At 69.7% G+C, this 19,987-nt stretch carries 16 protein-coding genes, 1 tRNA gene and 1 pseudogene; 5 read left to right on the plus strand and 13 right to left on the minus strand.

Annotated features, from left to right (window positions below; genetic code table 11):
• The first annotated feature begins 30 nt into the window (after window positions 1-30).
• From BXU09_RS07025 to BXU09_RS07035, 3 genes are all read left to right on the plus strand, one after another.
• A complete protein-coding gene (locus tag BXU09_RS07025) occupies window positions 31-1,077 on the plus strand; it encodes an LptF/LptG family permease (RefSeq protein ID WP_078301456.1) in 1,047 nt (348 codons plus the stop codon).
• A gap of 5 nt (window positions 1,078-1,082) precedes the next feature.
• On the plus strand, window positions 1,083-2,183 hold the full coding sequence (locus tag BXU09_RS07030) for an LptF/LptG family permease (RefSeq protein WP_099748845.1): 1,101 nt from the start codon (window positions 1,083-1,085) through the stop codon (window positions 2,181-2,183).
• A 91-nt stretch (window positions 2,184-2,274) separates the two neighbouring features.
• The gene (locus BXU09_RS07035) at window positions 2,275-3,684 is read left to right on the plus strand and encodes a cyclopropane-fatty-acyl-phospholipid synthase family protein (RefSeq protein WP_078301458.1); all 1,410 of its coding nucleotides are present in this window, start codon (window positions 2,275-2,277) and stop codon (window positions 3,682-3,684) included.
• A gap of 38 nt (window positions 3,685-3,722) precedes the next feature.
• Here the strand turns inward: BXU09_RS07035 and pta are convergent, their stop codons facing one another.
• From pta to BXU09_RS07085, 10 genes and pseudogenes are all read right to left on the minus strand, one after another.
• Window positions 3,723-5,828: a phosphate acetyltransferase gene (gene pta, locus BXU09_RS07040; protein ID WP_078301459.1), complete on the minus strand. Its 2,106-nt coding sequence runs from the start codon at window positions 5,826-5,828 to the stop codon at window positions 3,723-3,725.
• Window positions 5,825-7,032: pseudogene (locus BXU09_RS07045) on the minus strand (acetate kinase). Before BXU09_RS07045 ends, pta begins: the two are co-directional and overlap by 4 nt.
• Before the next feature lie 105 nt (window positions 7,033-7,137).
• Window positions 7,138-7,437 (minus strand): hypothetical protein, encoded by a 300-nt coding sequence (locus tag BXU09_RS07050; protein ID WP_078301461.1) that lies wholly within the window; start codon window positions 7,435-7,437, stop codon window positions 7,138-7,140.
• On the minus strand, window positions 7,434-8,468 hold the full coding sequence (locus BXU09_RS07055) for a hypothetical protein (RefSeq protein ID WP_078301462.1): 1,035 nt from the start codon (window positions 8,466-8,468) through the stop codon (window positions 7,434-7,436). The genes BXU09_RS07050 and BXU09_RS07055 overlap by 4 nt, the downstream gene beginning before the upstream one ends.
• On the minus strand, window positions 8,465-8,665 hold the full coding sequence (locus BXU09_RS07060) for a hypothetical protein (protein ID WP_078301464.1): 201 nt from the start codon (window positions 8,663-8,665) through the stop codon (window positions 8,465-8,467). Before BXU09_RS07060 ends, BXU09_RS07055 begins: the two co-directional genes overlap by 4 nt.
• Before the next feature lie 147 nt (window positions 8,666-8,812).
• On the minus strand, window positions 8,813-9,253 hold the full coding sequence (locus BXU09_RS20175; protein ID WP_144012012.1) for a hypothetical protein: 441 nt from the start codon (window positions 9,251-9,253) through the stop codon (window positions 8,813-8,815).
• A gap of 212 nt (window positions 9,254-9,465) precedes the next feature.
• Complete coding sequence (gene tsaE / locus BXU09_RS07070) at window positions 9,466-9,915, minus strand: tRNA (adenosine(37)-N6)-threonylcarbamoyltransferase complex ATPase subunit type 1 TsaE (RefSeq protein ID WP_078301467.1); 450 nt, start codon at window positions 9,913-9,915, stop codon at window positions 9,466-9,468.
• A 38-nt stretch (window positions 9,916-9,953) separates the two neighbouring features.
• Window positions 9,954-12,071, minus strand: coding sequence for a hypothetical protein (locus tag BXU09_RS07075; RefSeq protein WP_078301468.1), 2,118 nt, complete (start codon window positions 12,069-12,071; stop codon window positions 9,954-9,956).
• A complete protein-coding gene (locus BXU09_RS07080; RefSeq protein WP_078301470.1) occupies window positions 12,071-13,732 on the minus strand; it encodes a hypothetical protein in 1,662 nt (553 codons plus the stop codon). Before BXU09_RS07080 ends, BXU09_RS07075 begins: the two co-directional genes overlap by 1 nt.
• The gene (locus tag BXU09_RS07085; RefSeq protein ID WP_078301472.1) at window positions 13,729-14,451 is read right to left on the minus strand and encodes a roadblock/LC7 domain-containing protein; all 723 of its coding nucleotides are present in this window, start codon (window positions 14,449-14,451) and stop codon (window positions 13,729-13,731) included. Before BXU09_RS07085 ends, BXU09_RS07080 begins: the two co-directional genes overlap by 4 nt.
• A 134-nt stretch (window positions 14,452-14,585) precedes the next feature.
• On the opposite strand from BXU09_RS07085, the gene BXU09_RS07090 reads away from it, so the two are divergent.
• Window positions 14,586-14,662: transfer RNA gene (locus BXU09_RS07090), tRNA-Arg, on the plus strand.
• Between the two features lie 71 nt (window positions 14,663-14,733).
• Here the strand turns inward: BXU09_RS07090 and tkt are convergent.
• A complete protein-coding gene (tkt, locus tag BXU09_RS07095) occupies window positions 14,734-16,716 on the minus strand; it encodes a transketolase (RefSeq protein ID WP_078301473.1) in 1,983 nt (660 codons plus the stop codon).
• A gap of 491 nt (window positions 16,717-17,207) precedes the next feature.
• Between tkt and BXU09_RS07100 the strand changes: the two genes are divergently transcribed.
• Window positions 17,208-18,134, plus strand: a complete 927-nt coding sequence (locus BXU09_RS07100) for a GNAT family N-acetyltransferase (RefSeq protein ID WP_078301475.1) — start codon at window positions 17,208-17,210, stop codon at window positions 18,132-18,134.
• A gap of 161 nt (window positions 18,135-18,295) precedes the next feature.
• Here the strand turns inward: BXU09_RS07100 and BXU09_RS07105 are convergent, their stop codons facing one another.
• Complete coding sequence (locus tag BXU09_RS07105; RefSeq protein ID WP_078301477.1) at window positions 18,296-18,784, minus strand: hypothetical protein; 489 nt, start codon at window positions 18,782-18,784, stop codon at window positions 18,296-18,298.
• A complete protein-coding gene (locus BXU09_RS07110; protein ID WP_230285412.1) occupies window positions 18,781-19,953 on the minus strand; it encodes a DUF1501 domain-containing protein in 1,173 nt (390 codons plus the stop codon). The genes BXU09_RS07105 and BXU09_RS07110 overlap by 4 nt, the downstream gene beginning before the upstream one ends.
• Window positions 19,954-19,987: the final 34 nt, after the last annotated feature.

The raw sequence follows: 19,987 nt of genomic DNA on the forward strand, positions 1-19,987 counted from the left end.
CCCTCATGCTGGCCCGCTAGAATCCTGCTCGTGCCGCCCCTCCTCATCCGCCTCGTTCTTGCCGAGGTCACACGCTGGTACGCGGCGGGCGTGGCGCTGTTCCTGACCCTGCAGATGGTCGACGTCCTGAGCAGCACCGTCAGCAAACTCCTGACCTACCAACCGCCGCTGCTCAAGGGCCTGAGCGCCCTGCTGGCCATCACGCCGACCATCCTGAACCGCGCGCTGGTGCTGGCCGTGCCGTTCGCGATCCTGCTGGCCTTCTCGCGCATGCAGCGCGACAGTGAACTCAAGGCCATCAGCGCCGGCGGCGTGCCCCCGCTGCGCCTCGTGTGGCCGCTGACCCTGCCGTTCCTGGCCGTGGCGGCGGTGGCGTACGTGAACGCCGACCGGCTGGTGCCCGCCGGACTGGCCTCCTGGGACCGCGCGTGGTACAGCATCTACGACATCCCGCCGCCCCCGCCCCGGCAGGAACGTTACACCTACGCCCCGCCCGGCGCGCTGTACTACGCCGGACGCATCGTCAGCGAACCGGGCGGCAGCACCGCGCAACTCCAGGGCGTGATGGTGCAGCGCGGCCAGGAAACCCTGACCGCCTCGCTGGGCAGCTGGGACACCCAGAACCGCACCTGGACGCTGACCACCCCCTGGATCACCCGGCCCGGCCAGCCGCCCCGCCAGAGCGCCGGGTCCGTGACCGTCCCGCAGACCGACTCGCTGCGCGAACCACCGGGCAACGCCGAACAGGCCCCCACCGCCGACCTGCGCGCCCGCGCCGCCGACCCCGCCCTGCTGCCCGCCGACCGCCGCGCCGCCGCGTTCCAGCTGGCCCGCCGCGTCGCCGACCCGCTGACCGCCGTGGTGTTCGCCCTGGCCGCCGGGGCGCTGGGCCTGCTGCTGCGCAACCGCGCCGCCGCGTTCGCCGCCGTGCTGCTGTTCATCGTGACCTTCTACGTCCTGTGGAGCACCGTGCCGGGCCTCGCGACCGCCGGGGCGCTGAACCCCGCGCTGGCCGCGTGGCTGCCGAACCTCACGTTCATGCTGCTGGCCGCCGCGCTCGCCTGGAGGCTCCGGTGAGGGGCCTGCCCACCTTCGAACGCTACGTCCTGAACGAGATCCTGCCGTTCCTGTTCGGGGCGCTGGCCGCCGTGATCAGCCTGCTGGTCGTCGGCAGCCTCGAAAAGGTCATCGCGCCGCTGCTCGCCAAGGGCGCCAACCCCGTCCTGGTCGCCCGCGTGCTGGCCCTGAACGTCCCGGAAGCCGCCGCGCAGGCCCTGCCCATCGCGCTGATGTTCGCCACGCTGCTGGGCCTCTCGCGGCTGGCGGCCGACAGCGAACTGAAAAGCGCGCTGGCCGCCGGGATTCCCGCCACGCGCCTGTTCCGCCCGGTCCTGGCGCTGGGACTGGCCGTGACCGCCCTGGCCTTCGCGCTCGGCGAGGGCCTCGTCCCGCGCGCCCGCACCGAGGCCCGCCAGGTGCAGCAGCAGATCGTGCTGGACAACCCCCGCGTGCTGGGCCTGAACGCCGCCGGGCAGAACGCCGTGCTGCGCGACGCGCTGGGCCGCGCCATCAGCATCGGGCAGATCCTGCCCGGCGGGGAACTGCGCGACCTGCGGGTCGTGACCATGCAGGCCGGCCTGCCCCCCCGCGAGGTCATCACCGCCGCCAGCGGCCGCCTGCGCCCCGGCAGCACCGTCCTCGAACTGCGCGACGGGCAGCGCGTCACGTACCAGGACGCGCGGCCCGTCACGGTCCTGACCTTCCAGAGCGGCACCCTGCCCCTCCAGGACACCGGCACAGAACTCGGCGCCGAGGGAAACGGCGACCTGAACCCCATCTACGAACCGCTGCCCACCCTGATCGCCCGCACGAACACCTACCGCGCGCAGGGCATCAACTCCCCGGCGGACTTCACGGCCCTGCACCGCAAGTTCGCCGGACCGCTGGCGGCGCTGGCCCTGGCGTTCTTCGCCGTGGCGCTGGCCGTGTTCAGCTTCCGCAGCGGCCGCGACCTGGGCCTCGTCTGGGCGCTGCTGCTGACATTCGCGTACTACGCGACCTTCAGCGTGTTCCGCATCATGGGCGAGAACGGCGCGCTGCCCGGCGCGGTCGCCGCGTACGCCCCGGACCTGATCGCCGTCGCGGCCGGCGCGGCGCTGCTGTGGCTCACCGCCCGGCGCTAGGCGGGACGCGGGCGGCGGGCAGGGCCGCGTGCATGAAGCCTGCTACCGGTCTGCCCCACTTCCGGGCGCGCGCAATCCGGTAGCGTGCAGCATGTCCCCCACCAGACCCACGGCCCGCCGCTCGGCCCTGACCTGGGCGGCCCTGGCCACCGCCGGCGCGGCCCTGATCGCCCGGCAGGCCACCCGCCCTGCCCCGACCGACACCGAGACGCTGGACGCCACCCGCACCCTGCTGCGCGCCGCGCTGCCCAGCGTGCGGCCCTTCGACGTGCAACTCTGGAACGGTGAGGTCATCGGGGCCACGCAGCCCAGTCGCGCCCGCCTGATCCTGAACAGCCCGGAAACGCTGGGCCGCCTGCTGAAACTCCCGCTGGACGTGGCGCTCGGCGAGGCGTACCTGCGCGGCGACTTCGAGATCGAGGGGAACATCGGGGACATCGCCGCCATCGCCGAGACCTTCGACGCGACCCTGAACCCCGCCGACGCGCCCGCCCTGCTGCGCGCCGCCGCCACCCTGCGCCGCCGCGCCGGGGCGATCCCGCCCATCGCCGTGACCGCCAGCCTGGAAGGCCCGCAGCACTCCCGCGAGCGTGATCAGCAGGCCATCTCGTACCATTACGACGTCAGCAACGACTTCTACAGACTGTGGCTGGACCGGCGCATGGTGTACTCCTGCGCCTACTTCAGGGGCGGCACCGAGACACTGGACGAGGCGCAGGAAGCGAAACTGGATCTCATCTGCCGCAAACTGCGCCTGCAACAGGGCGAGCACCTGCTGGACATCGGCAGCGGCTGGGGCGGCCTCGCCATTCACGCCGCGCAGCGTTACGGAGCGCGCGTGCTGGGCGTCACGCTCAGCGAGGCGCAACTGCACGAGGCCCGCGCCCGCGCCGGGGCCGCCGGGGTTGCCGACCGCGTCACCTTCGAACTGCGCGACTACCGCGACGTGCTGGCCCACACACCCGAAGGCAGCTTCGACAAGATCGCCTCGGTCGGCATGGCCGAACACGTGGGCCGCAAGAACATGCCCACCTACTTCCGCGCCGCGTACGCCGCCCTGAAACCCGGCGGCCTGATGATGAACCACGCCATCAGCGACGGCATCCCCCAGGCCCGCGTGCCCCTGTGGCTCCAGAGCGGCAACTTCGCCCGCCGGTACGTCTTCCCCGACGGTGAACTGCTGCCCATCTGGGAAACCGTGAAACACGCCACCGAAGCGCAGTTCGAGGTCCGCGACATCGAGAACCTCCGCGAACACTACGCCCGCACCCTCACCCACTGGGCCGCGAACCTCGAAACGCACCACGCAGAAGCCCTCGCCGCGCTCGGCGAGCAACGCCACCGCCTGTGGCGCCTCTACCTGGGCGCCACCTCCCACTACTTCGAGAAAGGCCACCTGGGCCTCTACCAGACCCTCCTGGCGAAACCCGACGAGCAACGCCGCGCCCATGTCCCCCTCAGCCGCGCGGACCTCTACGAGGGGGAGATGGTCGATGGTTGAAAGTTGATGGAAAAGCCCTGTCCATCAACCATCAACCTTTACCCATCAACCTTCCCCTGCGTTGCCTGGATGGCGGTCAGGGCGATGGTGTACACGATGTCGTCCACGAGCGCGCCGCGACTCAGGTCGTTGACGGGTTTGCGCAGGCCCTGGAGCATCGGGCCGACCGCGATGACGCCGGCGGCGCGCTGCACGGCCTTGTAGGTGGTGTTGCCGGTGTTCAGGTCCGGGAAGATGAACACGGTGGCGCGGCCCGCGACGGGACTGCCGGGGGCCTTGGCCTGCCCGACGGACAGGACGCTGGCGGCGTCGTACTGCATGGGGCCGTCGACCAGCAGGTCCGGGCGGCGTTCGCGCACCAGGGCGGTGGCGGCCTTGACCTTCTCGACGTCCTCGCCGCTGCCGGACTCGCCAGTCGAGTAGGACAGCATGGCGACCCGCGGCGTGATCCCGAAGGCCTGGGCGCTGTCGGCGCTCTGGATGGCGATGTCCGCGAGTTCCTCGGCGTTCGGGTTGGGGTTGATGGCCGCGTCGCCGTACACGAGGACCTGTTCGGGCATCAGCATGAAGAACACCGAGCTGACCAGCCGCGAGCCGGGCGCGGTCTTGATGAGTTGCAGGGCGGGCCGCACGGTGTTCGCGGTCGTGTGGATCGCGCCGGACACCAGGCCGTCCACCTCGCCCAGCGCGAGCATCATGGTGCCCAGCACCACCGTGTCCTCCAGTTGCGCTTCCGCCTGCGGGGCAGTCAGGCCCTTGCTGCGGCGCAGTTCCACCATGGGTTCCACGTAGCGCGCGCGGATGGAATCCGGGTGCAGGATCTCCAGACCGTCGGGCAGCGTCAGGCCCTGCCCCTCGGCCACCTGTCGCACGCGTTCCGGGTCGGCCAGCAGCACGCACCGCGCGATGCCTTTCTCCGTGCAGCGGATGGCGGCCTTCACGGTGCGCGGCTCATCGCCCTCGGGCAGCACGATGCGTCTGGCGGCGGCGCGGGCCTTCTGGATCAGTTCGTAGCGGAAGGCGCTGGGCGGCAGGCGGCGGTCCCCGGCGACGTCCGGCACGCGCAGCCGCGCGACCAGCGTGCCGGTATCCAGCCGGTCCGCGATGAAGTCCAGCACGCGGTCCATGCGCTGCGTGTCGTCGTGCGGGACGCGCGGGTCCAGCCGCGAGAGGCGCGAGGCCGTCTCGAACGAGTTGGTGTTCACGCGCAGCACGGGCAGGGAGCTGCCCAGCGCCGCCCGGCACAGCCGCTCGATGCTCTCCTCCGGGGCGCTGCCGGACGTGAACATCAGCCCCGCCAGCGGCACGCCGCTCAGGTGCGACAGGGCCGCCGCCATGATCACGTCCTCCCGGTCGCCGGGCGTGACGACCAGCGCGCCCGGCACGAACAGGTGCGCCATCTTCGGCACGGTGCGCGCCGTGACGACCGTACTCGTCACGCGGCGCAGGCCCGCCTCGCCCTCGTTCACGATCTCGGCCCCCAGGTGGCGGGCCACGTCCAGCGTGCGCGGCGCGTTCAGGCCGCCCGACTGCGACACCACGCCCAGCAGCGGCAACGTCCCGCCGCTCAGCACGCGGCTGCGGGCACGCAGCTCCGCCATCAGCGTCCCGAAATCCAGACCCGGCGGCGCGAAGTTCAGCACGTACCCACTGAGGCCCGAGCCGTCGCTGCGGCGGTACGCCTGCGCCGAGATCTCCAGCTCATCGGCCAGTTCCGCCGCGCCCACCCCCGCCAGACTGGACACCAGGACCGTGTCCGCCTCCAGGTTCCGCGCGAGGCTGGCGTTCAGCGCCCCGGCGTACACGTTCCGTTCGTTCAGGGCGAGGCCCTCCACGATCAGCACGTCCGCGCCGCCCCCCGTGACCTGCCGGGCCAGGGTGACGACCTCCTCCATCAGATCCTCCTCGGCGCCCAGACTCAGCTGCTCCTCGGCGTGCGTCAGGGTGATCGGGTCGGGCGTGGGCAGATGCGCCAGCGTCCGCGCGAAATGCACGCTGTCGTCCGTGCGGGCCTCATGCGTCTGCGCGATGGGTTTCAGGAACGCCACCTTCAGCCCCTGGCGTTCCAGCGCGCGGGTCAGGCCCAGCGCCGTGCTGCTCAGGCCCACGCCGTTCCGGGTCGGTGCGACGAACAGTGTTTTCATGCCGTCCCCCCCTGGCCCTGCGCCTGACCGGCCAGGACGTCCTGCGTCTGCCGGGCGATCATCAGTTCCTCGTTCGTGTTGATCACCAGCGCCGGCAGCGTCCCCTCCGGACTGATCCGCCCGGACTCGCCCCGCACCGCCCGCGCGTTCAGGGCCGGGTCCACCGCCGCGCCCAGCACGCCCAGCCGCGCCAGCACCGCGCCGCGCACCGCCGCACTGTTCTCCCCGATGCCGCCCGTGAACACCAGCGCGTCCACCCGGCCCAGCGCGACCGCCATGCCCGCCATCTGCTTCGCGAGGCGGTACACGAACGCCTCGACCGCCAGCCGCGCGCCCGCATGACCGCGCGCCGCCGCTTCCTCCAGTTCCCGCATGTCGTTACTCAGTCCCGACAGGCCCAGCAGTCCGCTCTCGCGGTTCAGGGCGGCCGTCACCTCCGACAGGCTCAGGCCCGCCTGCCGCGCAATGAAATCATGCAGGCCCGGATCCACGTCCCCGCTGCGCGTCCCCATGACCAGCCCCTCCAGCGGCGTCAGGCCCATGCTGGTATCTACGCTGCGCCCACCGGCCACCGCGCACACGCTGCACCCGTTCCCCAGGTGCGCCGTGACCAGATTCAGGTCCTCCAGCGGGCGGCCCAGCACCTGTGCGGCCTCCGCCGCCACGAACGCATGGCTCGTGCCGTGGAACCCGTAGCGCCGCACCCCATGCTGCCGGTACCACGCCTCCGGCACCGCGTACCGGAACGCCACCTCCGGCATGCTCTGATGAAACGCCGTGTCGAACACCGCCACCTGCGGCAGGTGCGGGAACGCCGCGCGCGCCGCCTCGATCCCCGCGATGTTCGCCGGGTTGTGCAGCGGCGCCAGCGGCACACACGCCCGCACGGCGTCCAGCACCTCCGGCGTGATCAGCGCCGGCTCACTGAAGCGCTCGCCACCATGCACCACCCGGTGACCGACCGCGCCCACGTCGCCGCGCACGCCCAGCTCATCCAGCGCGCCCGCGATCACCGCGAACGCCTCCGCGTACGTCCCGCCCGGCAACGGCACCGACCGCCGCCCCCCCGGAAGGTCCAGCCGCGCCGACGCGTCCCCGACCCCAGCCGCTCGGCCAGACCCGACAGGCCCACCGCCCCACTCCGAACGTCCAGCAACGCAAACTTCACGCTGCTCGACCCGCAATTCAGCACCAGAGTCCACATGCACCCATTCTGACAGCGGCCACCGGGGCAGGCGGCCCTGTCACAACGAACGGTGCAGACCCTGTCCGGGAGGGGTCACCCTCGATAGGCTGCCATCAGTCGCGTTCAGTCCGCTGCGGCCTCGCCACGCAGGTACGACACGATCCCCTCCAGGTCGCCTGCCGTCAGGTTCTCCATCAGCCAGTCAGCACCGACCGACTCGCCCTGCGTCCGTGCATTCAGCAGTTCCGCCAGGATGCCCAGCAGGGCGTCCATGGCCGCGTCGTCACTGGTCGCGTCGGCCCCGGCTCCGGCCAGACGTTTCTCTTCTGCCAGCGAGAGAGGCAGGGAAGAGAAACTGATTCCGCTGATCTCGAACGGAGGTCGCTTGACGGCCTGACGGCCAAACTGCATGGGTTCTGTCATCTGTTCTCCTTCGCGTCGGGAATACCCCTCACCGGGGATTGACGCTGATCACGCCGCTGCGGTTTCTTGACCGAATGATCGAACCACGGCGCGGTCTTCGGGTTGAAATCGAAATTGAACCACTCCGTGATCTCGATCACCTGTCCGTAGAACTCCCGGAACACCCGGTCAAAGATAGGCCCGGCGTCCGTCCCGCTGGACACCAGAATCGCCACGCTGGTCTCGTTCGCCCCAGAGTTCTCCGGATTGTCGGTCTGAATGACAAAGTTGCGGAGTCTGGGAAACCAGCGCTGCAAGCCCAGATGCAGGCGGTACAGCCGGAGCTGCTGCTCCTCGCCCCCCGACATGTAAGGCTGAAAATCACCGTTGGTATAAGCAACGCGGGCGTAGTAAGCCCACTGTTCCTGCATGACAGAACACACGGCTGAACCCGTTTCAAACCAGTGTTCGTTATACGTGCTTCTCAGACGGTGTGTTCCTGCTGGCGCGTCGCTATCCAGCCAATGCCACAGCGCTATTGCAGTGGTAGGAGCTCTATAGGCAGTGACAAAGACGTCATTGTTTCTCCCCATAGCAATTCGGTTACTGCCCTCTCTGAGCAGTTTCGCGCTGTTGAACGCTCCCCAGATGCACTCCAGCTGGTTGTACTGTTCGTGGAACAGAGCGAACGCGTCTCCGTAGTACTCCTGCGCCTGCTCATCGATATCCCAGCGGAACAGGGTGTGCTGTGCGCAGTGGGCTGCCCAGCCCTCGTACATGGCCAGTTTGCTGGACCGCTGCGCCTCGGTGAAGGGGTCGCGGAACCGCAGGTGCAGCCAGTCGCCAGTCGGGTCGTCCAGCCATTCTCCGATCACACCGTCGTACTCGAACACGATGCGTTCCTCGCCCTGCTCGACCACCCGCGCTCCCCACTGCGGGTCGTGGAGAAAGGCCAGCACCGCTGCCCTGGGCGACGGGTACGCGACGCGCGGCCTGTCACGCGCCCGCTCCGGTCTGGTGAGCAGGCGTTTCAGGGTGCTCAGCAGACTCACGGGACCGCCCTTTCATCCGGCGTCCGGGCGTCCTGATCGGGAGGTTCGTATGTCAGTTCCTTGGTATCTGTAATGGAGGTGTAGCCGCCAAGCGCAGCGGCTGTCTTCACGGTTTTGTCGAACGGTGTCAGCATCATCAGGGAACCGCCCTGCGCCTCTGAGGTCAGCCCAGTTCCGGCAGAGACGGCGTTCTTCATTTTTCTTCCTGCCCTCATCGGACTGATGTGAAGTTTAGCCTTCTCAGGAGGTGTGTTCCAATGAGGAGGAATCCGGGTGTGAGTTTATTAAAAAGAGAGGTCTTCGTATGATATTCTCTATTTATTCTGATGCTCCCCCGATGGTGCCTAATTAATCGCTTTCGCTTGAATGCCAACGAGGAATCCGTCTGATATGAGGAAAGAGACGTTGCCCCAGATCATCACTTGGTCGACAGCGCCAATATTATCCACGAAGCAGGTAAAAAACCCCTTTTCCATCGGGCTGACTGCCGCGTATCTGGCATCTTGGACTTCCAGAAGGGGAAGGGCTTTCATGATGGTAGCCCCTTGTAATTCGAGCTTGGGAAGATCAATCTGTTTCTGGAACTGGGACTCCATTTCCAGTAATGCTCCCTCCGGGTCTAAGCTGATCATTGTTGCTTCGGCAACTGTGATGCGCTGTGCGTGAAACACTGCCTCATCAGGCACTGCATACATCCAGAAAGAATTTACGGCCGGGTTGATTTCAACTGCATATGTGAAGGGAGCGTTAATTAGGGTGCTCTTGATTCGTATATTGCTATTCATTTTAAATCTCCTGGCCAGCACCCGACCAGTTCCGTTGTATCCAGGCTGTCTGAGATGGATTCCGTTTGTTTCGTTGACAACCCGGAACGGCACCGGGTCATCAACTCCAAGCTCGAAACCCGTTTTGCTCCTACCACTTCGCTCGGATTGAATGGATTACAGACCCATTCAATCCGAGTCCGTCTGACCTGCCGTTCAGAAGATTTGCGTTCTCAGCGCCGGCGGGTGACGCGCCGCACGTCCGGCTGGCCGTCCAGGTGTTCGAGCAGCAGGATGGGCGCGGCGGGGTAGTCGGCGTACAGGCCCTCGCCCCATTCTATGACGCTCAGGCGGCTGCGTTCGATCAGGTCTTCGAGGTCCATCTCGTACAGTTCGTTCACGTCGCGTACGCGGTACGCGTCGACGTGCAGGACCTGTCCGTCCGGGGTGGGGTAGGCGTTCATGAGGGCGTAGGTGGGGCTGGTGACGGTGTCGGTGAAGCCCAGCGCGGCGACCAGTCCCTGTGTGAGGCTGGTCTTCCCGGCGCCCAGTTCGCCTTCCAGGAACAGGACGCTGCCGGGCGGCAGGGCGGCGGCGAGGCGCGCGCCGAAGTGCTGCTGTTCGCGCAGGCCGCGCAGCAGCAGGACGTCGCCCGGTTCGGGAAGCAGGGGGTCGGCGGTCATGCCGCCCAGTATGCCGGGCGGCGAGTGGAGGGGGGCCTTCAGCTCTCGCCGGTGTCCAGCCAGGGGCCGACCCGTTCGTCCAGGGCGGTCCAGGTGACGGCGCGGCCGAGCCGCCACTCGCCGGGGGCGCTGCTGCGGGCAGACCAGACGTGCGTGGCGTCGTTCATGTCGAGGCGTTGCAGGCCCAGCGCGCTCGCCTGGGTCAGCAGGGCCAGCATGGCCTGCGCGGCGGGTTCGTGGGGGCCGTGGTGAATCTGTCCGTGCTGGAACAGCCACGTGGTGACGGCCTCGCTGTCCGGGGTGGGCACCTGCGGCAGTGAGAACGCCGCCGGGAAGCCGGCCGGTTCTGCCGGTGCGGGTGCAGGAGCCGGGGCGGCGGGCGTGCCGATAGAGGAGAGCAGCGTGTCGAACAGCGCCGAGGCGCTCAGGGTCGGGGCGGGTGCCGGGGCGGTGGCGGGCGGCGTGACGGGCGCGGCCGGGAGGGTTCCGAGCGCCGCGAAGGGGTCCGCCGAGGGGGTGGGCGCGGCGGCCAGCAGGCTGGTGTCGGTGGCCTCCTCGAAGTCGAACACGTCGAGCAGGCCGCTCAGGGCGTCCTGGCCGAAGGTGGCGGTGACTTCCTGCGCGGCGCGGTACTCGGCGTGCGCCTCGGCCAGCAGCGCCTCGGCGTCGAGCAGGGTCTGCTCGTAGCGTTCGCGGGCCTGCGCGCTCATGCGGCCCAGGCGGCGCTGGGCGCGCAGCGTGTCGGCCAGCCGCCCGAGTTTCTGGGTGGTCTCGCCGGCCAGACTGCGGACCGTGTCGTACTCCTGCACGACCCGGTCGGCGCGGGCGTCGAAGTCCTCGCGTTCCTGCGCGGCGGCGCCCATGCGGCGTTCCAGCAGGTTCCAGAGGGCCGCGACGTCAGCCTCGCGGCCCTGCGCGAGTTCCGCGCGGGCCTGCGCGAGCAGCGGCGCGAGTTCCGCGCTGGCGCCCAGCACGTTCCGGGCGGACCGTTCGATGTCCAGCAGTTCCCGCTGCGCGGCCAGTTGCGACTGGGCGTTCACGCCGGCCTGCAGCGACTCGTGCATGGCACTCAGTTCCTGCAGTTCGTCCGTGGCGAGGCTGCCCATGTCCAGCAGGTGCCGCGCGGAATCCAGCGCGATGCGCATGTCCGCGCCGCTGACCGCGCCGGCCAGCGCCGTTTCCAGCTGCGCGAGGCGGCTGCGCTGCTCGCCCAGCACGGTTTCCCGCTCGAATTTCAGCTGCTCGCGCCAGTTCTCGACCGTGTCGGCCGTGAGCTGGTTGCCGTGTTGCAGGCCGCGCAGCGCGTCGTGCTGGGCGCGCAGGTCCGGGCGGGCCTGCATCAGCGGCGCGAACTCGCGTTCCAGCGTGCCGAGCTGCTGCGCGGCGTGCGCCTGCTCCAGCGCCAGCACGCGCGCCTGCGCGTCCGGATCGAGGATCGTGGCGGACGTGGGAATCTCGGCCGTATCCACGTTCTGGACGGTCTGCACCACCGACGATTCCAGCAGTTTGCGCAGGTTGAAGGTGATGTTCCGGGCGCGTTCGACCTCGCCGGGCAGCAGCGTGCCCTGCGACTGCGCCTCGTCGATCTGCCCGATCAGGGTCTCCAGGCGGCGGACTTCCTTGCCGCCCATGCCCTGCACGCGCGTGAACGTGGCGCGCAGTTCCGCGAGGTCCTGGCCCTGCTCGACCAGTCCTTCCTGCAGGCGGCGGTCCATCACCTCGATCAGGTTCTGCCCCTCAAGGACCAGGGCGCTGATGTCACGCCCTTCCTTCTCCTCCTGCCGGGCGACACTCAGGACGCCGCGCAGCCGCTGCGTCTCGGGCCAGTCGAAGTACAGCGTGAACCGCCGCGCGCCCTCCTCCAGCCCGACCAGCGAACTGACGACCGGGGAGGGCAGCTGCCGCTCCTGCGTGGTCTTCATCAGTTCGTTCAGGACCTCGGAGACGCGTTTCTTGGCCAGCGGCGCCGGGACGCTCAGTTGCAGCCGTTTGAAGACCTCGCGCTTGAGGATGTCTTCCAGCATGGCCGGGTCCAGGGTGTCCAGGGTGCTGCCGCGCGCCTGCGCGGCGTCCTGCAGGATGCGTTCGAGCGCGCGGGGCGACACCAGGTCGCCCAGCATCTGCACCGGGAGCCGCTGAAGGCTGGCGCTGGCCATCAGACGTCCTCATCCCAGTCGATGCTGGTGTGCTGCGTGGTGTTCTGCACGCTGGGTTTGGCGCTGCCCAGCAGTCCGAACTGCTCGCACAGTCCCCGGAACCCGAAGGCGGTCAGGCCGATGGCGGCCGCGCCCAGCAGCGCCCAGACCGGCAGGGCGTACGCTCCCTGGCTGAGGGTCAGGTTCGTGAGGTTGCGCAGCGGGGCCGCGCCGAACAGATCCCCGAACGCACCCAGCAGCCCGAACAGACCTTCCAGGAACAGCGGCAGCATCAGCAGCGCCAGGCCGCCCATGATGGCGCGCCAGTACACGTTGCGGCCACCGAACGCGAGGTTCAGCAGGTACAGCGGCAGGACCGTCAGGCCCGCCAGCAGCGCGAACACCAGCACGCGCAGCCAGCCGCTGAACCAGCGGGACACACCCACCGAACTGCCGTCCAGCGCGCTGACGGGCCGTCCCGCCGCGGCGTTCTCCAGGTTCGCCAGACCGCCGATCAGGGCCTGCACGTCGGTGGGACGCAGCGCCCCGCGCCCCTGCGCGCCCGCGATGGCCGAGCCGAGCGCGTCGAAGCCGGCGGCGTTGCGCAGATCGGCCGGAACGCCCGCCAGGGCCGTGCCCGCCTCGGCCAGGGCCGCGCGGGCCGCGGTGTTGTCTGCGTGACCCGCAGCGGCCAGCGCCCGTCCCAGCGCCGCGTACACGCCCGCTGCGCCCTGCGCGGCGTCCGTCGTGGCGGGTGCTGGCGTGACCGGCGTCGTCGCGGGGGGCGTCGTCGTGGCCGGTGTTGGGGTGGCCGGCGTCGGGGTGGCTGGCGTCGGGGTGGCTGGCGTCGGCGTGGTGGCCGGGGTCTGCGCGGGGCTGGTGGCCGGCGCGCTGCCGGTCGCGGCGGGCGGCGTGGCCAGCGCCGCCGCGAAGGCCGCCGTGCCCTGCCGCAGGGTCGTCAGCGAGGTCGTCAGGGCAGCGGTGTCGCCCGACGTGAGCTGCCGCAGCGCGTCCCCGAACTGCGAGACCGTCAGCGTGCCCGCCCCGGCGGAATCCTGCACCACCGTGAACCAGCCGGTCGCCCGCGCCAGATTCACGTACGACGCGGTGTTCTGCGCGGGCCGCGCCGCCTGCAGGCTGGCGCTGACCTTCTGCACCGCCGCCCGCTCCAGCCGCCACGCGGTCCGTTCCAGCCGCCCGGCCCGCGCGTCGCTGCTCAGGGCGGCCGCCGCGTCGCCGGTCAGACCGAACTCGCGCGCCAGGACCCGCACCTGCGCCGCGCCGTTCTGGGGTGCGGACGACAGCAGCGCCAGCGTCTGGTCATACAGCGCCTTGCGCATCAGCCCGCGCGCCAGCAGCACCTGCGCTTCCAGTTCCGCCGGGGTCCGCCCCAGCGCCGCGCGGGAACTGCCCAGCGCGTCTTTCAGGCCGGTCACGATCTGCCGGTTGCGCAGCGTGGGCGACAGCGTATCCAGCGCCGACTGAGCCGCGTCCAGACGGGCCAGCGCCGCCTGCGCCGACGAGGTCCGCGCCGTCACCGCGCCGTCCAGGTTCTGCGCCAGCGAGTTGTACGCCGCGAGATCCTGCGCGCCCGCCCCGCCCAGCCCCAGCGCCGCGAGGGCCAGCAGCGTCATGGGCGCGCGCAGGCGGCCCGTCCGGTCATTCTGAATGGACAGGCTCACGCCGCCACCCGCAGTTGCTGAAGTTCCACAAGAAGTCTCCCCACGTTCGCTTGAGAATTGGCGACCACCGCCACGCAGTACCCGCCCAGCGGACACATGCACACCGTCTGCCCACCCAGATCCGCCGACAGCAGCCGCAGCGACCGCCGCTGGAACAGCATCGCGCTCGCCGCCACCACGCTGCCCAGCCCGGCCGGGTCCTTCACGGACCGCGACCGCAGCACCTCACCGCTCGCGCGGCACACCATCACGCCCTGCACGCCACTCAGGCGGCCCAGCAACTGAATCAGGGCGTCCTGATCCAGCGTCGTGGACAGGTCATACGACCGGCCCTCCAGCGACCCGCCGTACTCCGGGTCCTCGAATTCAAAATCGTCCGCGCTGAGCAGCAGGTCGTTCCAGATGGTCGTCCCGCCGCCCGCGTCATCCCAGCTGGCATGAGGCACGTGCGCAGTGAACAGCGTCGGCGCTTTCGGGTACTTCGCTTCCAGTTGCCCGGCCAGGCTCAGCAGTTCCTTGCGCGCCCGCGTGGCCGGCATCACGGTCTCCAGGCGCGACAGCAGCGGACCGGAGATCACCTGTTGCATCTCCTGCGCCGTGACGGTCTCGGCCACGAGATTCTGCTCGCGCAGCACCGCCCGCAGCATGGTCTCGGCAGCCCGTTCAGAAACGACGCCCGACAGGGCGCGGACGGTCATGGTGTACACAGCGTTCGTCATGAAGAACCTCAAGGGAGTATAGGTAGGGCTCGCTTACATTTTTATCTCACGTTTCTGTGCCCTGCGCGCGGGCATTCCCGCCCACAGGCCGCCCTGCTATAATTCCCGCTGCGCCGCTGCCACGCCCACCGTCGGCACTCGTAGCTCAGTTGGATAGAGCGGCCCCCTCCTAAGGGGCAGGCCACTGGTTCGAATCCAGTCGAGTGCACCACATAGTGTCGGACCAGAAATGCCGGACCCCTCATCGCTGAGCGGGTCCGGCATTTCTGGAGCGTGTGGGGGTTACAGGACGCTCTTGACGACCTTGCTGATGTTGGCGACGCTGAAACCGAACTTCTCGAACAGCACGTCGGCGGGCGCGCTGGCGCCGAAGGTGTCCATGCCGATCACGGCGCCGTCGGTGCCGACCCACTCGTACCAGGGGCCCTTGCTGGCGGCCTCGATGGCGACCCGTTTCACGCCGGGCGTCAGGACGCTGTCGCGGTAGCTGCGGTCCTGCGCGCGGAAGACTTCCATGCAGGGCATGCTGACCACGCGCGCCTGGATGCCCTCGGCGGCCAGGGCCTCGGCGGCGTTCAGGGCGAGGCTGACCTCGCTGCCCGACGCGATCAGGATGACCTGCGCGCCCTCACCGCTGGCACTGTCGGCGTCGCGCAGCACGTAGGCGCCCTTCTTCACGCCGGCGTGGTTGCGGGGCAGGATGGGCAGGTCCTGGCGGGTGAGGGCCAGCGCGGTGGGACCCTTGTCGTACTCGAGGGCCATCTGCCACGCGGCGGCCGTCTCGTTGGCGTCGGCGGGGCGGATGACGTGCGCTCCGGGAACGGCGCGCAGCATGGCGAGCTGGTCGATGGGCTGGTGGGTGGGGCCGTCCTCGCCCAGGCCGATGGAGTCGTGCGTCAGGACGTACGTGACGGGCTGCATCTGGATGGCGCTGAGGCGGAAGGCGGGTTTGAGGTAGTCGGCGAACACCAGGAACGTGCCGACCAGGGGGCGCAGGCCGCCGTAGAGGCTCAGGCCGTTGGCGGCGGCGCTCATGCCGAATTCGCGCACGCCGAACAGGACGTTGCGGCCGCCCATGCTGCCACTCTGCATCTCGCCGCCGTCCTTGATGGTGGTCTTGGTGCTGCCGGACACGTCGGCGCTGCCGCCCATCAGGCCGGGCACGGCGGCGGCCAGGGCATTGATGATCTCGCCACTGGCGTTGCGGGTGGCGACGCCCTTGCCGCCGACCTCGTAGCTGGGCAGCACGTCGCTGAGGTTGGCGGGCAGGTCGCGGGCGAGCAGGGCGTCCACCTCGGCGCCCAGGTCGGGGTGCGCGGCGCGGTAGGCGTCCATCAGGGCGTTCCAGTCGGCCTCCAGCTTGGCGCCGCGTTCGGTGGCGTCCATGTGGGCGCGGACCTCGTCGGGCACGGTGAAGGGGGGGTATTCCCAGCCGAGCGCGGCCTTGGTGGTCGTGACACCCTCGGCACCGAGGGGTTCGCCGTGCGCCTTGCTGGTGCCGGCGCGGGGGCTGCCGAAGCCGATGACGGTGCGGACCTGGATCAGGGTGGGGCGGTCGCTGGCGTGCGCCTCGCGGATGGCGGCGCGGATGGCGTCGAGGTCGTTGCCGTCGGCGACTTTCAGGACGTTCCAGCCGTACGCCTCGTAGCGCTGGGCGGTGTTCTCGCTCTCGGCGCGGGCGGTGGCGGTGTCGAGCTGGACTTCGTTGTCGTCGTGCAGCCAGATCAGTTTGTTCAGGCGCAGGTGGCCGGCCAGGGCGGCGGCCTCGTGGTTCACGCCTTCCTGCAGGTCGCCGTCACCGAGGATGGCGTACGTGTGGTTGTCGAAGATGGGGAAGTCGGGGCGGTTGTAGCGCGCGGCGAGGTGCGCCTCGGCCATGGCCATGCCGACGGTCATCGCGGCGCCCTGCCCGAGCGGGCCGGTGGTGGCGTCGAGGCCGGGGGTGTGGAAGAACTCGGGGTGGCCGGGGGTCTTGCTGCCCCACTGGCGGAAGTTCCTGAGTTCCTCGAGGGGCATGTCGTAGCCAGTGAGGTGCAGCAGGCTGTAGATCAGCATGCTGGCGTGCCCGGCGGACAGCACGAAGCGGTCGCGGCCAGCCCATTCCGGGTGGGCCGGGTTGAAGCGCAGGAAGTCCTGCCACACCGCGTACGCCATGGGTGCGGCGCCGAGGGGAGCGCCTGGGTGGCCGCTGTTGGCGGCCTGCACGGCGTCGATGCTCAGGGTGCGGATGGTGTTCACACTCAGCTGGGAGATGTCGCTGGACATGTTGCGTATCCTACCCCGAGAAGAGTATGTGTACCGTGTACACTTATAGAAAGACCTTCACAGTCCCATAGATAGGCCCCGCCGGCGGGTGTCGGGCCGCCGCGCGGCGGGGCGCAGAAGGGCCGCCCGTCGTGGTGGCGGGCGGCCGAACTGGACTGGGTGAGGGTGTGGGGCTGGCCGCGCAGGGTCCGTGGATCTGATCTGGGGCCGCAATCCGTCCTGGGGAGCAGGCGCTCTGATGTCGCCTCCGTTCCGGTAAAGACATAATACGTCACTGGCATAATAGAGTCAATCCCTTCCGTGAATACCGGCTGAGTATGCGGCGCGGTGCATCTTCACCGGACATCCATCTCCAGGCGGTCATAACGGGTGACGCCGCCGGGCTGGCACGCCGCATATGCAGAGAGCAGATGCCCCACCGCCCGACCCTAGGCCAGAATGCCTACCCGCCCGGTTCGCCTCCGGCACCCCCCGCCGCGCAGCATGACCGCATGACCCACGCCCCGCACCCGACCGACCACCTGCCCACCCTGCGCCCCTTCCGTGCCGCTGACGCCGCAGCCGTCGCCCGCCTCGTCACGGAGGGCGTGCGCGGCCACTGGACGTACACGCCGGAACACTTCCGCGAAAGTTCCGCCGGCACCCGCCCCACCCGCCTCGTGGCCGAGCAGGACGGCGTGGTCGTCGCCACCGCGCGCCTCGCGCCGTTCGGGGAGGGCGTGCCGGACGCCCTGCGCCTGGACGTGGCCGGGGACGCCGCGTCGTTCACACCGCTGCTGCTGGCGCAGCTGGCTGCAATTCCCGCCGGGTTCCGGCGCGTGCTGGGCGTCACCCGCGAGGACTTCACGGAGCAGATGGCCTTCTTCGCGGCGGCCGGTTTCCGGAACGCGTGGCAGTCCTGGGGCGCGCACCTGGACCTGACCACCTTCGACCCCGCCCCCTTCGAGGCGCTTCAGGAGCGGCTGTTCCTGGCCGGGTACGAGCCCGAACGCCTCAGCCCGGACGCCCCCGACGCCGACTGGGACGCCCTGCACGACCTGCATCAGACTGGCGTGCGTGACCAGCCGCGCAACCCGACCACCACGCCCGACCCGCTGACCCGTGACGGCCTGCGGGACGTGATCCGCCGTGAGGAGGCCGCCTTCGTCACGCGCTGGCGCGGCCAGATCGTCGCCCTGACCCGCCTGACTCCACGCGGCCCGGAGGTGGAGAGCGAGGGCACCGTCACCCACCCGGACCACCGTGCGCGGGGCGTGATGACCGCCCTGAAAGCCCACGCCCTGACCTGGGCGAAAGGGGAGGGGTTCGCGCACGCCGGGACGGGCGGCACGGTCCTGAACCTGCCGATGCTGCGCGTGAACACCCGCCTGGGCTACCGCACGGAACGCATGTGGATCACCTGGGAGAAAGACCTCTGAACGCAGGCAACGGCTGCATATCCCGCCCGACCACCCCGGAACAGGGGCGTGCCAGGGCGGGTTTTCCGGCGTCCATGCATAGGGTTGACGATCCCTGCATTCCGGGGTATTCTATTCCTATCAATCGAAAGAAACACCGCCGCCCGTAAGAGGCGGATTTTTTATTTGGTTCCGGCACCCTTCTGGCCGGGTGTGGGCGGAGCGAACTGGGCCGCGCCGCCCGCCGCGTCGAACTCTGCCTGAAGGTCGGCGGCGGGCCGTTCCGGGTGGCTGGCCGGGTCGCCGGGCAGGGTCCTGGCGAAGACCTCCAGCGCGTCGGCGTACCCGTCGCCGTCGGCGTCCCCATTCGATTCGAGCAGCACCGAGAGCGCCTGCGGGAACTTCACGGCGCGGCCCGCCTCCGCCTCGCGGCGGAAGGTCGCCTGGATCGCCTGTCCGAACGGGTTCCACGACCCGCCGCCCGTCTCCTGCGCGTGGCAGTACGCGCAGGACATCACGCGGCGGTCGAGTTGCCACAGGTCGTTGCCCCCGGTCAGGTGCAGCTGCGGCGCGGCCTGAAGACGGTACTTCGGGAGGGCCAGCGCCGCGCCGCCCAGCAGCAGCGCCAGCGCCAGCGTCACGCGGCGCGCGGCCCCCCTGCTGGCCCTCATGCCAGCCAGCCCGGACCGCTGAAGTCGCCGTTCAGGATCTCGCGGGCGTTCAGGCCCAGCCAGCCGGTCAGGGCCTCGGCGTACACGCCCCGGAAATCCTGCCGGTACTTGATGTCTCCGTCCTGCAGGTCCTCCAGGTCGGGGCTGCTGCCGTGAATGCCGCCCCTGACGCCCTGGCCCAGCGCGAACATCACGCTACCCTGACCGTGGTCCGTGCCGGCGCTGCCGTTCTCGGCCACGCGCCGCCCGAACTCGGAGAAGCCCATGACAACCACGTTCCCGGCCAGCCCCTGCCGTTCCAGGTCCGCGTGGAACGCCGCGAGGCCCGACGCGAGCGTCCCCAGCAGTTCGTCCTGCTCGGCGCGCTGCCCGGCGTGCGTGTCGAACCCGCCCAGCGACACGTACAGCACCCGCTGCCCCACCCCGGCGGCGATCAGGCGGGCCGTGTCGCGCAGTTGCTCCGCGAAGCGTCCTTCCGGGTACGTGGCGCCGGAGCGGTACTTCTGGGCATTCGCCTGCACGCGCGCCGTGTTCTGCATCATCTGCCGGGTCGCCTGCGTCAGGAACGCCGCCTCGCCGCTCCTGGCGGCGTCCAGCATGTCCCCGAACGCGCCGCCCAGACCCTGCGGCAGCTTCAACTGAAAGCGGTCGACCGCGTCGATGCTGGGCAGACTGAACTCGCTGGCCCGCAGCGCCTGCGGGGTCGTCGCGCCGATGTTGCTGGCGCAGAACGGGTCGCCGATCTTCTCGGCAATCCGCCCGATCCAGCCGTCCGACTGCGCCTGCGTGGGGTCGGCCGTGTGCCAGATCGCCATGCTGGCAAAGTGACTGCGGTTCGGGTTGGGGTAGCCCACGTTCTCCATCCAGGCGAGGCGGCCGCTGTCCCACAGGCCCATCAGGGGCTTCAGGGCCGGGTGCATGCCCAGGTCCGGCGAGAGGGTCAGCACGTCCTTTTTCGGGATGGCGATGTTGGGCCGCGCGGCGTAGTACGCGCCGTTGCTGTACGGCACCAAAGTGTTCAGGCCGTCGTTCCCGCCGCTCAGCTGGATCACGACCAGGGTCTTGCTGCCGCCCGCCTGCGCGGCGGCGCGGGCCAGGAAGCCGGGCATGCCGGTGGTGGCGGCCGCTGCCAGGGCAGAGAGTTTCAGGAAATCACGTCGGTTCGTCACGGATAAAACCTCCCAGGAAGGTTCAGAAGGAACG

The sequence above is a fragment of the Deinococcus sp. LM3 genome (genome assembly GCF_002017875.1).
Classification (GTDB): Bacteria; Deinococcota; Deinococci; order Deinococcales; family Deinococcaceae; genus Deinococcus.

Excerpts from the sequence above, each read along its gene's own strand:
- BXU09_RS07035 (WP_078301458.1), top strand. The coding sequence starts at position 2,275 with ATGTCCCCCACCAGACCCACGGCCCGCCGCTCGGCCCTGACCTGGGCG.
- pta (WP_078301459.1), bottom strand. The coding sequence starts at position 5,828 with ATGAAAACACTGTTCGTCGCACCGACCCGGAACGGCGTGGGCCTGAGC.
- BXU09_RS07050 (WP_078301461.1), bottom strand. The coding sequence starts at position 7,437 with ATGACAGAACCCATGCAGTTTGGCCGTCAGGCCGTCAAGCGACCTCCG.
- BXU09_RS07060 (WP_078301464.1), bottom strand. The coding sequence starts at position 8,665 with ATGAAGAACGCCGTCTCTGCCGGAACTGGGCTGACCTCAGAGGCGCAG.
- BXU09_RS20175 (WP_144012012.1), bottom strand. The coding sequence starts at position 9,253 with ATGAATAGCAATATACGAATCAAGAGCACCCTAATTAACGCTCCCTTC.
- tsaE (WP_078301467.1), bottom strand. The coding sequence starts at position 9,915 with ATGACCGCCGACCCCCTGCTTCCCGAACCGGGCGACGTCCTGCTGCTG.
- BXU09_RS07075 (WP_078301468.1), bottom strand. The coding sequence starts at position 12,071 with ATGGCCAGCGCCAGCCTTCAGCGGCTCCCGGTGCAGATGCTGGGCGAC.
- BXU09_RS07085 (WP_078301472.1), bottom strand. The coding sequence starts at position 14,451 with ATGACGAACGCTGTGTACACCATGACCGTCCGCGCCCTGTCGGGCGTC.
- tkt (WP_078301473.1), bottom strand. The coding sequence starts at position 16,716 with ATGTCCAGCGACATCTCCCAGCTGAGTGTGAACACCATCCGCACCCTG.
- BXU09_RS07100 (WP_078301475.1), top strand. The coding sequence starts at position 17,208 with ATGACCCACGCCCCGCACCCGACCGACCACCTGCCCACCCTGCGCCCC.
- BXU09_RS07105 (WP_078301477.1), bottom strand. The coding sequence starts at position 18,784 with ATGAGGGCCAGCAGGGGGGCCGCGCGCCGCGTGACGCTGGCGCTGGCG.